This window comes from Aestuariivita sp. (genome assembly GCF_049276915.1).
Classification (GTDB): Bacteria; Pseudomonadota; Alphaproteobacteria; order Rhodobacterales; family Rhodobacteraceae; genus Aestuariivita.
Genome location: NZ_JBASXK010000096.1, coordinates 1 through 13,759 on the forward strand (window position 1 = coordinate 1; position 13,759 = coordinate 13,759).

The window sequence follows — 13,759 nt, forward strand, 5'->3', positions numbered from 1 at the left end:
CTCGAAATCTGATGACACTGCGCAAACGCTGGAAAATCTGCGCGCCGCTGTCGGCTCCTCGGAAATGGGTGCTGAAGGCATCAACGAACTCGAACAGATTGCGAGCCTCCTCGCCGCGCAAGGCTACGGCCCTGACCGTATCGTCATCGACCCTTCCGTGGTCCGTGGCCTCGGCTATTACACCGGCCCAGTCTATGAGGCCGAACTCACCTTTGACATCCTTGATGACAAGGGCCGCAAGCGCCAGTTCGGCTCGGTTGCCGGGGGCGGGCGCTATGACGATCTGGTCAAGCGCTTTACCGGGCAGGAAGTGCCCGCCACGGGCGTGTCGATCGGTGTGGACCGGCTTCTGGCGGCGCTGCATGCCAAGGGCCGTCTCAGCGCGCAGACCACCGGACCCGTAGTCGTGACGGTGATGGATCGCGACCGCATGGCGGATTACCAGAAAATGGTCGCCGAGCTGCGCAATGCCGGCATCCGCGCCGAAGTCTATCTGGGCAATCCCAAGAATTTCGGCAATCAGCTGAAATATGCAGACAAGCGCAACGCCCCCATCGCGGTGATCGAAGGCGGCGATGAACATGCCAATGGCATGGTGCAGATCAAGGACCTGATCCTTGGGGCCAAACTTGCAGAAACTGCGACCCTCGAGGAATGGCAGGACCGCCCCAGCCAGATCGAAGTGCCGCGCGCCGAACTGGTCGCGCGCATCACAGAGATGTTGGCGAGCCAGAACTGATGCCCTCGCGCGCCGCCACATTGATCGAAGCCGCCCGGCTGCGCGCCGCCTTTGAGGCCGCAGGGGCGCTGATCGTGGAAACCCCGATCCTGCAACCGGCGGATCTGCTGCTGGATCTCTATGGCGAAGATATCCGCGCGCGTGCCTATGTGACGTCCGATGCGCTGCGCGGCGAACAGATGCTGCGCCCGGATTTCACCGTGCCTGTCGTGCAGATGCACATGGCCGAAGGCGCGGAACCTGCGCGCTATACCTATTCCGGCGAGGTCTTCCGCCGTCAGGAACTCAACGACGAGCGCGCCAATGAATATGTGCAGGTCGGATACGAGGTCTTTGACCGCGCAGACCCGGCCGCTGCCGATGCCGAGGTGTTCGCGCTTTTTGCCGATCTGCTTGGGCCGCTGGGCCTGCGCGCCGCAACCGGCGATATCGGGCTGTTGATGGCCGCAGTGCAAGGCCTGCAGACCACCGAACGGCGCAAGGTCGCGCTGATGCGCCATATCTGGCGTCCGCGCCGGTTTCGCGCCTTGCTTGACCGGTTCGCCGGGCGCAGCCCCATGCCCGAGACCCGCGCCGCATTGCTCGCGGGCGATCGCGCCGGGCTGGACGCGCCCGAGATCGGCCTGCGCAGCCGCGCCGAGGTGGATGCCCGCATCACGGCGTTGATCCAGGATGCCGCCGCCCCGGCCATCTCGAAGACCGAGATCGCCGCGCTGGATGCCCTGCTGGACGTGCGCGAGTCCGTGCCTTACGCCATCGAACGCCTGTCGGACATCGCCGTTGACCTGCCCTGGACACGCAGTGCCCTGGAGCGGCTGAAAGCGCGCGTCGATGCACTGGCCGCACGGGGCGTGACCATCGACACTCTGGATTTCGAAGCCTCTTATGGCCGCACCCAGATGGAGTATTACGACGGGTTCGTCTTCGGCTTTTATGCTGAACAACGCCCCGATCTGCCCCCGGTCGCGACGGGCGGGCGCTATGATGCGCTGACCCGGCGTCTGGGCAAAGGGGCCGAGATCCCGGCCGTCGGAGGTGTCCTGCGCCCCGGTCTGATCCTTCAGGTTCAGGAGGCGTGGCCATGACGATCAAGCTTGGCGTGCCCTCCAAGGGCCGGCTGATGGAAAAGACCTTCAAATGGTTCGCCGCCCGCGGTGTCGTTCTGACCCGCACGGGCTCGGAACGTGAATATGCCGCCGAGGTCGAAGGCATCGACGGGCTGACACTGGTGCTTCTGTCTGCGGGGGAAATCCCCCGTGAACTGGCGGCCGGTCGCATCCATCTGGGCGTCACAGGCACCGATCTGGTGCATGAAAAGCTTGCCTGCTGGGAACAGCAGGTGCATGAACTGCAACCGCTGGGCTTTGGTCAGGCCGACCTGATGCTGGCCGTTCCCAAGTTCTGGGCGGATGTGGATACGCTGGACGATCTGGATGCCGCCGCCGCCGCCTTTCGCGCGCGCCACGGCTTCCGCTTGCGCATCGCCACCAAGTATCACCGCCTCGTGCGGGAATTCCTGCGCGAGGCGGGCGTGGCCGATTACGCCCTGGTAGACAGCCAGGGGGCGACAGAAGGCACGGTCAAGAACGAGACCGCCGAAGCCATCGCGGACATCACCTCGACCGGAGAGACCCTGCGCGCCAACCATCTCAAGCTGCTCAGCGACGGGCTGATCCTGCGCTCGCAGGCGACGCTCTGGCAAAGCCGCGTGGCCGCGATGGACGCGGATGAACGCCAGACCTGCGCCGCACTGCTCTCGCGCCTTGGGCTTGATTGATCCGACCGCTTTGAACCCGTCTGTTCCCGGATATGACGTTGCGTTATCGCGCGTTGGGCCGGTCTGCCGAAGTCCATTTGAAAATCTGTGAAAAAACAGATATTTAACTCTGGGTTTCCGTCAGGGTGCCGACTGCCGGACCATCAGGGCCTGCGGGAAAGTGCAGCATGGATATTGCGAGAATATGCGGGCAGTGTAACGTAATTGTCGTGAGCCGTCTCTGAACGCACGCGGTCAGTCTCATAAGACCACGGCATGTCAGGGGCGAAAATGGGAGGTTCGTTTCGGAACCAGTCGGTCGGCAAGGACGGCGCAGGAATGCGTGGGCCTGTCACAGGCATATCCGATACGGAAAACATGGGTCGGAGCCGACATGCTCAAGATCGAAGACCTGCACCTGTCTTTTGGCGGGATCAAAGCATTGCAGGGCATCAGTTTCGAGGCCAGACCGGGAGAGATCACCGGTGTCATTGGCCCAAACGGCGCAGGCAAGACCTCGCTGTTCAATGCCATTTCGGGATTTTACAAACCCGACCGCGGCACGGTCAGCTTCGAGGGGCGGGATATCACCGGCCTGTCGCCCGACAAACGGGCCGAACTGGGTCTGGCACGCACCTTTCAGAACATCGCCCTGTTTCGCGGCATGACCGTGCTCGACAATATCAAGCTGGGCGGGCACACCCGGCTCAAGACCAATGTCTGGCAGGCCCTGCGCTATTTCGGAGCCGCCCAGAAGGAAGAGCTTGAACTGCGCCGCGATATCGAAGAGCGCGTGATCAACTTTCTGGAAATCGACCATATCCGCAAATACCCGATCACCATGCTGCCCTATGGCCTGCAGAAACGGGTGGAACTGGGCCGGGCGCTGGCCATGCAACCCAAGGTGCTGATGCTGGATGAACCGGTGGCGGGCATGAACCGCGAAGAAACCGCGGATATGGCCCGTTTCATTCTGGATGTTCAGGAACAATTCGGCACCACCATCCTTCTGGTGGAACATGACATGCATATGGTCATGGATATCTGTTCACATATCGTTGTCCTCAACTTTGGTCAGCAGATCGCCAGCGGCACGCCGTCCGAAGTCTCTGGCAATGAAGACGTGATCGAAGCCTATCTGGGAGCCGCCGCGTAATGGGTCAACTCACGCAATTCGCCATCAACGGGCTGATGTCAGGGGCGATTTATGCCCTGATCGCCGTGGGCATCGTATCCGTCTACAAGGCCACCAAGGTGGTCAACTTCGCCCATGGCTATCTGATCATGTTCGGAGCCTATTTCTATTACACCTTCGCGGTCATCGTGCCGGGACAGGAATGGGCACCCGCCTGGCTTGCCTCATGGCAGCCGGCCTGGTTGCTTGAGATGAAGGAAGGCCTGCCGATGTTCTCGCCCATGGGGGCGGTGCTGGACTGGGTGCAGAACATCCCGCGCATCGTTCTGGGGATCGTCGGGGCCCTGCTGGCCAATGCCATCGTGGGGCGGATCATCGAACGCACGCTGATGCGCCCGCTGATGGGGCAGTCGGTGTTTGCCATGATCATGGTCACCGTCGGCCTGATTTCGATCATGTCGGGGGCCGCTTCGATCATCTGGACGGCAGATGCGGATTTCGTGCCCACCATCGCGCCCAACGCGCCGGTGCGCTTTGAGCTTTTCGGCTCCACGATCTTCCTCTTCGGGGCTGATCTGGTGAACATGGCGGTCGCTTTGCTGATCTTTGGCGGTATCGTTCTCATGGTGCGCTACACCAAGTCGGGCGTCGCCATTCGCGCCACTGCCGAGGATCAATCCACCGCCTATTCCATGGGAATCTCTGTGCCCAAGGTCTTCAGCCGCGCCTGGGTGCTGGCGTCGACCACCGGGGCCATCGCCGGGGCGATCCTGGCCACACGCAACGGGATTTCTCCGTCGCTTGGCCTGTTCGGCTTCAGCGTTCTGGCCATCGTTCTGATGGGCGGGCTCGACAGCTATATCGGCGTGTTCTTGGCGGCCATGGCCGTGGGGGTGATGGAGGCCATGACGCAATGGCAGATGGGCGGCGACTGGGCCGAGATCGTGCCTTACGTTGCCGTTCTGGCGGTGCTGCTGGTGCGCCCGCACGGGCTTTTGGGCTCCAAGGAGGTTGAAAGGATATGATCAACGGCAACCTCAAAGCGACCTATGCCAGCGACGAGCGGGTTCTAAACAACAGTTACAAGCAGGCCTTCGTCTATGGCATGATGGTGGTGCTGGCGCTTTTCGCGGCCTTCGCCAATGACTACATGATCCTGATCGCCTGCAAGATGGGCATCCTGCTGATCGCCGTGGTCGGGGTGAATATCCTCACCGGCTATACCGGGCTGGTCTCGCTGGGGCACGGAGCCTTCGTGGCGATCGGGGCCTATGCGGTGACGATCCTGGACAACGGGTTGGCCGGGATCATTCCCGAACAGATCCTGTTCTTTGTCATCGTCCCGCTCGCGGTGGCGATCACGGCGCTGATCGGCATTCTGGTGGGTCTGCCGTCGTTGCGCGTGAAGGGGCTTTATCTTGCGGTGGCGACACTGGCGGCGAATTTCATCGTGATCTTCCTGATCGAACAGGATGCCTTTGCGCCCTGGACCGGCGGCGTTGTGGGGGTGGATACGCCCGATGCCAACCTGCTGGGCTGGGTTCTGGACACCAACCGCGAGATGTTCATTCTGATCGCCGTGGTGGCTTTCGTGTCGCTGCTGGCGGCACAGAACCTGATCCGCACCCGGATCGGCCGCGCCTTCATCGCCATCCGGGATCGCGATTACTCAGCCGAGATCCTGGGGATCTCGCTGCTGCGCTACAAGCTGACATCCTTCGCGCTCTCGGCGGCCTATTGCGGGCTGGCGGGCGCGATGTTCGCGTTCTTTTACTCGCGCATCCTGCCCGAACAGTTCGAACTGGATCTCAGCCTCGAACTGGTGGCGGCGCTGATCGTGGGCGGCATGGGACGCACCATGGGGCCGGTCTTCGGCGTGATGGTCATCGTCATGATGCCCGAGGTGATCAAGGTCTTTGCCGCCTATTTCACCGGCGGCGATGCCTCATCGGCGCGTTACATTTCGCCCCTACAGGAGATCGCCTTCGGGCTTTTGCTGGTGTTCTTCCTGCTGAAGGAACCATTGGGCATCAACCAGATTACTGACAGAATACTGCGTGCCGCAAACCGCTGGCCGTTTGCACGCGGATAACCGGACCTCAAAAAGGCCAAACTTAGGGAGAAGAGACACCATGAAACTGAACCGCCGTTCCTTCCTGGCAACCTCGGCTGCAGCAACAGCAGTCATGGGCACGCCAATGATCCTGCGCGCACAACCGGCCGAATACGTGCTGGGCGCATCGCTTCCGCTGACCGGTCCCTTCGCGACCGCAGGCCAGCTTGTGGCTCCGGCCTTCCAGCTTGCCGCCCGCCTGTTCAACGAAGAAGGTGGTGTCGCGGGCACCCCGATCCGGTTTGTGACCGAAGATTCAGGCTATGTCGCGCAGAACGCCCTGGCCAACTATCAGCGCGCACTGGCCACCGAAGGCGATGCCATGATCGCCTATTTCGCCGATTCCACCGGTGCCATGAAGCTGATCGCACCCGAGCTGACAGGTGCCAACGCGCGCATCATGGGCTCGACCTCCTTCGCGTCAGAACTGGCGAACCCCTCGACCCACCCCTACCAGTACATGTCCGGCCCTTCCTATCAGAGCCAGTTCGACATCCTTCTCGAGAACATCGCCGCAGAAGGGGGCAAGACTGTTGCCTTCATCTATTCCAACACCGAATTCGGCCGCGACCCGATCGAGCATGGCAAGGCCACAGCCGAACGCCTGGGCATCGAAGTCGTGCTGGAAGAGGCCACCAAGCCCCAGGGCGCCGACATCCCGACCCATGTCACCAAGCTGGCCCAGTCGGGCGCGGAATTCTGCATTCTGCAAGGCTATGTGACCGGCGTCTGGCCGCAGCTGATCGGCGGCGCGCGTCAATTCGGCCTGCCGACCAAGTTCAAAGGCACGTTCTGGGGCATGGAAAAGATCATTGCCGACCGGATCACCGCCGAAGCCGGCCCGTTCCTGGATGGCTATGAAGGCGTGATGCCCTATCGCTATTTCTGGGATCAGGCCGATGCGCCGCGCTATCAGAAATATGCGGCGCTCTCCAAGGAGATGTTCGCAGGCACGCCGCTTGAAAACTACATGTCCACATGGGCGCTGCAGACCATGTGCGGTCTGGAAATCGCGATGAAGGCGATCCGTACCACCGCCGAAGCCGGCCTTGAGCTGACAGCCGACAACATCGCCGAGAAGCTTTCGACGATCAGCGACTGGGATACCGGCGGCTTCTTTGGCGGTCCCGTGACCATGAAGAACAACGCCATCGGCACCGGGCGCGTCTATGCCTATGATGCCGCAAGCGGGTTGTTCAATCCCAAATCCGACTGGCTGACGGTCTGAGACGGGTCTGAAGACGGGAGTGGGGGGCCAGCCCCCCACACCCCCCGGGGGATTTGAAACCAGAAAGAAGCAGGGGTACGGTCTGTGCTGACCATCGAGAATATCGAAGTGACCTATTACCATACGGTGCAGGCTCTGCGCGGCCTGTCGCTGGAGGTGCCCGATGGCAAGATCGTCACGCTGCTGGGCACCAATGGTGCGGGCAAGACCACCACGCTGAAGGCGGCCTCGAACCTGCTGGCGCTGGAGAATGGCGAGATCGGCGAGGGCCGCATTCATTTCAAGGGCAAGTCGATCATGAAGATCGAACCCGACCGCCTGGTGCAGCAGGGGCTGTTTCATGTGCGCGAAGGGCGGCGCATCTTTTCCGAGATGACGGTGGAGGACAACCTGATCGCGGCATCCTATGCGCTGGATGAGCGCAAGGTGAAGCCTGACTATGACAAGGTTTATGATTTCTTTCCGCGCCTGAAAGAGCGGCGCAAGCAGGTGGCCGGCTATCTTTCGGGCGGCGAGCAGCAGATGCTGGCCTTCGGGCGGGCGATGATTGCGCGTCCTGAACTGATCCTGATGGACGAGCCCTCTCTGGGGTTGGCTCCAAAGGTGGTGGAAGAGATCTTCAGCACGATCAAGCGGCTGAACCAGGAAGACGGCGTGTCGATCCTTCTGGTGGAACAGAACGCCGGTGTGGCCTTTTCCGTGGCCGATTACGGATATATCATGGAAAGCGGGCAGATCGTGATGGAAGGCGACGTGGCCCGGCTGCGCGATGACAAGGATATCCAGTCCTTCTACCTTGGCGTTGCCGATGGCGAAGGCGGGGCGCGCCAGTCGTTCCGCGATGTGAAGCATTACAAACGCCGCAAGCGCTGGCTGAGCTGAGGAGCAAACCCATGGCATTCGACGTGCGCAATACCGACAGCGATTTCCGCTCGGTCCCGCAGATGGTCGCGGATCATTCCGCCGCCCGCCCCGATGGCGTTGCGATGCGTCAGAAGGAATACGGCATCTGGAACGAGATGACCTGGTCGGATGTGCATGAGGTGATGAATGCCGGGGCGGCCGGTCTGATCGGTCTGGGCGTGCAGGCCGGAGATCACGTCGGCATCCTGTCCGAGAACCGCAGCGAATGGGTGCTGGCGCAATTTGCCATCAACGCCGCAGGGGCCACGGTGGTGGGCATGTATCCCACCAGCCCCGCGGCCGAGATCGACCATCTGGTCAATGCCTCGGACACCACGGTTCTGTTCATCGAGGATCAGGAACAGCTGGACAAGATTGTCGAGCTGCATGGCAAGCTGCCCAAGTTGCGCCAACTGATTGTCTTTGATCCCAAGGGCACGCAGGGGGAGGACTATCTCAATCTCAGGACCTGGGATGATCTGCTGGTCAAGGGCCGCGCCATGCTGAATGGTCAGGCCGGCGACGAGGTGCTGAGCCGCGTGGCCGGGATTACCCCGGACAACACCGCGATGATGGTGTTTACCTCGGGCTCGACCGGTTTGCCCAAGGCGGCCGAGATCACCTTTGCCAATCTTCATGCTGGCACCAAGGTCGCCGAGCATGTCTTTGCCGGGTATGGCCCGGGCACCAATGTGCTGTCCTACCTGCCGCTGTGCCATATCGCCGAGCAGGCGGTGACGGTGATGAACGGTCTGTCCAAGCAGTTCGTGATGAATTTCGGCGAAAGCCTGCGCACCATCACGCTGGATCTGCGCGAGGTCGCGCCTCAGGTCTTCTTTGGCGTGCCGCGCATCTGGGAAAAGATGCAGGCCGGGGTCATCGTGCAGGCGCAGACCGCGGGCGCCATCCGCAAACCGCTGACCATGCTGGCGCTGAAAGGCGCGATGAAGCGCGGTGCCAAGCGCCGCGATCACTGGAGTGCGTCGGACCGGCTGGCCCACAGCTTCTGGGATGCGCTGGTCTATCGCCATATCCGCTCGTATCTGGGTCTGGGGCGGGTCAGTTTCGCGATATCCGCCGCCGCGCCGATCGCGCCTGATCTGCTGGCCTTCATGCGCGGCATCGGCGTCAATATCCGCGAGGCCTGGGGCATGTCCGAAACCAGCGGCGTCGGCACGATCCAGCCCGCATGGGGCAATTGCGACGGGCGCATCGGCTTTGCGGTGCCCGGTGTGGAGTGCAAGATCGCCGAGGATGGCGAAGTGCTGTTCAAAGGCGCGACGATCTTCAAATCCTATTACAAGAATCCGCAGGCGACTGCCGAAACCATCGTGGATGGCTGGCTGCACACCGGAGACGTGGGCCAGATCGAAGCGGATGGGTCGCTCACGCTGATTGATCGCAAGAAAGACATCATGATCAACGCGGCGGGCAAGAACCTTTCGCCCTCGCTGATCGAGAACGTCATCAAGTCGTCGCCCTTCATCAAGGAAGTCATCGTGATCGCGGACAAGCGCCCCTATGTGACCGCGCTGATCCAGATCGACATGGATACGGTGCGGCTCTGGGCCGAAGGGCAGGGGATCGCCTATACGACCTTCCGCTCGCTGGCCGAGCACCCGCAGGTGCAGGAGCTGATCGACGCCGAAGTGGCCAAGGGCAACAAGAACCTCGCCCGCGTCGAGCAGATCAAGAAGAGCCATCTTCTGCCCAAGGAACTGGATCATGATGACGGCGAAGTCACCGCCACCATGAAAGTGCGTCGCAACAAGATCTACGAGTTCTACGCCGATCAGATCGAAGCGCTCTACACGGAGTAAGGCCGATGCGGGTTGATCGCCTGACCGGGTTCATGGGGGCCGAGATTTCGGGCGTCGATCTGCGCCAGCCGATTTCCGATGATCTTGCGCAGGAGTTGCGCGCGGCCCTTGGCGCACATCAGATGATCGTGCTGCGCGACCAGCATCTGGACATCGCCGATCAGAAACGGCTGACCCGCGTCTTTGGGCCGATCATGCGCCTGCCCTATGTCGAACCCATGGCCGACGATCCCGAGGTCATCGCCGTGCTCAAGGAGGCCAGCGAAGTCAATGTCGGGGTCTTTGGCGGCGACTGGCATTCCGATTTCAGTTTCCTGCCCAACCCTCCCGCAGGATCTGTTCTGAACGCGGTCGAGGTGCCGCAGGTGGGCGGCGACACGGTCTGGTCGTCTCAGGTTGTCGCCTATGACAGCCTGCCCGCGCATCTGCGCGAGATCGTCGAGGGGCGCATGGCGATCCACCTTGGCGCGCCCTATGGCGTGAAACATGCGCCCCCCATGGAGGAACGCTCAAGCGGGTCGATCCGCATGACGCGCGGTGATCCCGAGGCTGACAAGGAAACCTTCCATCCGGCGGTCATCACGGACCCGGCCACCGGGCGCAAGGCGCTGTTCGTGAACCCGATCTACACCACCCGGCTGGACGGGATGAGCGTCGAGGAAAGCGCGCCGATCCTGGCCGCGTTGTTCAAACATGCCACCAAGCCGGATTTCTCGTGCCGGCTGCGCTGGAATGCAGGAGATGTGGCGGTCTGGGACAACCGGATGAGCCTGCACTATGCAACGAACGATTACGATGGTGTGCGCCGTTTGCTCTATCGCACCACGTTTTCGGCCTCTGCGCCCCAGTGACCTGAGTGACGGCCGTGACGGTCCCGGCGCGGGGGTGGCTCGGGCACCCGGGCGCGGGCTGTGGTCGCGGATGAGGGGCACTCAAAGGGGGTACAAAATGCGCAACACCCCTCGCAAATCATGTTCAAAACGGACAATTCTGGGTCACAGAACCCCGATCTCGGCCAGCGCCCGGTTCAGCTCGGCGGGCAGGGGTTGCTCGTTTTCGCGCCCCTTGCGCAGGTCGGGTGGAGCGTCCTCGGGCTTGAGGTATCGCCATCCCTGAAAGGGCCGTTTGGGGGCCGAGGCGGTGCGCACGACCTCTTCATCCAGAACGATTCCGCATCGCATGATCCCGTCCTGACCCTGCACTTCATCCAGCCGCACAATGCGCTGACGGCACAGCACCAGCCCTTTGAAGACCCAGTAAAGCGAGCCGCCATTAAGCAATTTGTCCGACTGTTTCGGCCACATCCGCGTGACATGACGGGGCTGCCCGTCCGGCCCCTTGGCACGCGGGTTGCTCTGCCAGCTGATCAGGTCTTCGACCACGTCCGCGCCGACACAGAGTTTTACAAGATTTATCGTCGAGTTATCCACAGAGTCCCCCACAGAACACCTGTATATGGTAGCAGTCTGCGCGCGGACTTCAAACTGTTGTGGAAATTTCCCGTTTCGGTTTATGTTGGTTGCCTGCCACAATGTTGCCGAGGATTCGCCGATGAGCCGTTTTGCTGCCCCTATTGCCGAGCAGATCTGGGATATGAAGTACCGCTTCAAGGAAGCAGACGGCACTCCCATCGACATCACCGTCGAGGACAGCTGGCGGCGCATCGCCCGCGATCTGGCGCGCGTCGAGGCGGACCCCGCCCATTGGGAAGAACGGTTCTATGGCGCGCTGGAAGATTTCCAGTATCTGCCCGCCGGGCGCATCACTGCAGGGGCCGGCACGGCGCGTCAGGTGACCTTGTTCAACTGCTTCGTGATGGGCACGATCCCCGACAGCATGTCCGGCATTTTCGAGGGCCTCAAAGAAGCCGCTCTGACCATGCAGCAGGGCGGTGGCATCGGCTATGATTTCTCGACCATCCGCCCCAAGGGAGCGGGCGTGAAAGGCGTGGCGGCGGACGCTTCCGGCCCTCTCAGCTTCATGGATGTGTGGGATGCCATGTGCCGCACGATCATGTCCGCGGGCTCGCGACGGGGGGCGATGATGGCGACGATGCGCTGCGATCATCCTGATATTGAAGACTTTATTTCCGCCAAGTCCGATGCAGCCCGTCTGCGGATGTTCAATGTTTCGGTGCTTGTCACCGATCCGTTCATGGATGCGGTCAAGGCCGACGGCTCGTGGGATCTGATCTTTGACGGCACGGTCTATCGCACGGTAGAGGCGCGCGATCTGTGGAACAAGATCATGCGCGCAACCTATGACTATGCCGAGCCGGGCGTGATTTTCATCGACCGGATCAACGCGGCCAACAACCTGAATTATGTCGAAACCATCGCGGCCACCAACCCCTGTGGCGAGCAGCCCCTGCCGCCTTACGGGGCCTGTCTGTTGGGCTCGATCAACCTTGCGCGGCTGGTCGACAACCCGTTTGAAGAGGCAGCGGCGCTCAGCGAAACCCGCTTGATCGACCTGGTCGCCACGGCTGTCCGGATGATGGACAACGTGGTGGATGCATCGAAATTCCCCCTGCCCGAACAGCAGGCCGAAGCCAAGGCCAAACGCCGCATCGGCCTTGGGGTTACCGGACTGGCCGATGCGCTGCTGATGATGGGCCTGCGCTATGGCTCGGACGAGGCGGCGGCGCAGACCGAAGCCTGGCTGAAGGCCATCGCGCGCGCGTCCTATCTTGCCTCCGTGGAGCTTGCCAAGGAAAAGGGGGCCTTCCCGCTTTTCGATGCCGACAAGTATCTGGCCTCTGGTAACATGTTGAATATGGACGAAGATGTGCGGGACGCCATCCGTGAACATGGTATCCGCAATGCGCTGCTGACCTCGATCGCGCCCACGGGCACCATCTCGCTTTATGCCGGGAATGTCAGCTCGGGGATCGAACCCGTCTTTGCCTATGCCTATACACGCAAGGTGCTTCAGAAGGACGGCTCGCGCAGCGAAGAAGAGGTGGTCGACTACGCTGTGCAGATGTGGCGCGACAAGTTCGGCGACCGCGACCTGCCCGATTATTTTGTCAACGCTCAGACCCTGGCACCCGCCGATCACGTCAAGATGCAGGCGGCGGCGCAGAAATGGGTGGATTCCTCGATCTCCAAGACGATCAACTGCCCGGAAGACATCAGCTTTGACGATTTCAAGAACGTCTACATGCAGGCCTGGGACACGGGTTGCAAAGGCTGCACGACCTATCGCCCTAATGATGTGACGGGGTCGGTGTTGAGTGTGTCGGAGGAGAAGAAGACCGCCCCCGAAGTCATCTCGACCGACGCCGCCGAACCTCAGCGCCCCCATGGCGATGTGATCTACATGTCCGAGCCCTTGCACCGCCCCGAGGCGCTGGAAGGCCAGACTTACAAGGTCAAATGGCCCGATAGCGAACATGCGCTCTATATCACGATCAACGACCTGATCCAGAACGGGCATCGCCGTCCGTTCGAGGTGTTCATCAACTCCAAGAACATGGAGCACTTTGCCTGGACGGTTGCACTGACGCGGATGATCTCGGCGGTGTTCCGGCGCGGGGGTGATGTGTCTTTCGTGGTCGAAGAGCTCAAAGCGGTGTTCGATCCACGTGGCGGGGCCTGGGTTCAGGGCAAGTATATTCCTTCGATCCTTGCGGCCATCGGCGGCGTGATCGAACAGCACATGATCGTCACCGGGTTTCTGGAAGGCGAGGGGATGGGCCTGAAATCCGACCCTCAGGCCGCCGTGGTCAATCTGGATGGCGCGCGCGGCAAATCCTGCCCCAGCTGCGGTCAGTTCGACATGCGCATGATCGAAGGCTGCATGACCTGCGCCAGTTGCGGCCATTCCAAATGTGGGTAGATCCAGTCTAAAGGATCTGGATTTCTGTACTTTTTGGAACGCGGCGACGCCCGTTATGCGGACAAAGGTGTCATGCACCGCAAGTTTTCGAAGGGCTGCTTTCGTGCGACCGTAACGCAGGCCCAATACGTTTTTCCTACTCAATGGGCGCGTTATCGGCCACAACGCGCCATGTGCCGCTGCGCGCAAACATCCCGATGCCCTGCTCCACAAGTTGCTTTCGGT

The 13,759-nt window shown here is 61.5% G+C and carries 12 protein-coding genes; 11 read left to right on the forward strand and 1 reads right to left on the reverse strand.

The annotated features are described in order from the left end of the window. From WAO69_RS10185 to WAO69_RS10230, 10 genes are all read left to right on the forward strand, one after another. Positions 1-739: ATP phosphoribosyltransferase regulatory subunit (locus WAO69_RS10185; protein WP_422178666.1), on the forward strand; the 739-nt coding region annotated here is incomplete at its 5' end. Continuing rightward, positions 739-1,824, forward strand: coding sequence for an ATP phosphoribosyltransferase regulatory subunit (locus WAO69_RS10190; protein WP_422178668.1), 1,086 nt, complete (start codon positions 739-741; stop codon positions 1,822-1,824). The genes WAO69_RS10185 and WAO69_RS10190, both read left to right, overlap by 1 nt. After that, the gene (gene hisG / locus WAO69_RS10195) at positions 1,821-2,516 is read left to right on the forward strand and encodes an ATP phosphoribosyltransferase (protein ID WP_422178670.1); all 696 of its coding nucleotides are present in this window, start codon (positions 1,821-1,823) and stop codon (positions 2,514-2,516) included. Before WAO69_RS10190 ends, hisG begins: the two co-directional genes overlap by 4 nt. Positions 2,517-2,889: 373 nt before the next feature. Continuing rightward, positions 2,890-3,651 carry an ABC transporter ATP-binding protein gene (locus WAO69_RS10200; protein WP_422178672.1) on the forward strand — a complete coding sequence of 254 codons (762 nt, stop codon included), beginning with the start codon at positions 2,890-2,892 and terminating at the stop codon, positions 3,649-3,651. Then, positions 3,651-4,655 carry a branched-chain amino acid ABC transporter permease gene (locus WAO69_RS10205; RefSeq protein ID WP_422178674.1) on the forward strand — a complete coding sequence of 335 codons (1,005 nt, stop codon included), beginning with the start codon at positions 3,651-3,653 and terminating at the stop codon, positions 4,653-4,655. Before WAO69_RS10200 ends, WAO69_RS10205 begins: the two co-directional genes overlap by 1 nt. Next, positions 4,652-5,722: a branched-chain amino acid ABC transporter permease gene (locus WAO69_RS10210; RefSeq protein ID WP_422178676.1), complete on the forward strand. Its 1,071-nt coding sequence runs from the start codon at positions 4,652-4,654 to the stop codon at positions 5,720-5,722. The genes WAO69_RS10205 and WAO69_RS10210 overlap by 4 nt, the downstream gene beginning before the upstream one ends. Positions 5,723-5,762: 40 nt before the next feature. Further along, a complete protein-coding gene (locus WAO69_RS10215; protein ID WP_422178678.1) occupies positions 5,763-6,971 on the forward strand; it encodes an ABC transporter substrate-binding protein in 1,209 nt (402 codons plus the stop codon). Between the two features lie 84 nt (positions 6,972-7,055). Then, positions 7,056-7,853 (forward strand): ABC transporter ATP-binding protein, encoded by a 798-nt coding sequence (locus WAO69_RS10220; RefSeq protein WP_422178680.1) that lies wholly within the window; start codon positions 7,056-7,058, stop codon positions 7,851-7,853. 11 nt (positions 7,854-7,864) lie between these two features. Further along, on the forward strand, positions 7,865-9,694 hold the full coding sequence (locus tag WAO69_RS10225) for an AMP-dependent synthetase/ligase (RefSeq protein WP_422178682.1): 1,830 nt from the start codon (positions 7,865-7,867) through the stop codon (positions 9,692-9,694). Between the two features lie 5 nt (positions 9,695-9,699). After that, on the forward strand, positions 9,700-10,545 hold the full coding sequence (locus WAO69_RS10230; protein WP_422178684.1) for a TauD/TfdA dioxygenase family protein: 846 nt from the start codon (positions 9,700-9,702) through the stop codon (positions 10,543-10,545). A gap of 144 nt (positions 10,546-10,689) precedes the next feature. Here WAO69_RS10230 and WAO69_RS10235 read toward each other — a convergent pair whose 3' ends face one another. After that, positions 10,690-11,124, reverse strand: a complete 435-nt coding sequence (locus tag WAO69_RS10235; protein WP_422178686.1) for a DUF1489 family protein — start codon at positions 11,122-11,124, stop codon at positions 10,690-10,692. 121 nt (positions 11,125-11,245) lie between these two features. Between WAO69_RS10235 and WAO69_RS10240 the strand changes: the two genes are divergently transcribed. Next, positions 11,246-13,534 carry an adenosylcobalamin-dependent ribonucleoside-diphosphate reductase gene (locus WAO69_RS10240; protein WP_422178688.1) on the forward strand — a complete coding sequence of 763 codons (2,289 nt, stop codon included), beginning with the start codon at positions 11,246-11,248 and terminating at the stop codon, positions 13,532-13,534. Positions 13,535-13,759 lie beyond the last annotated feature (225 nt).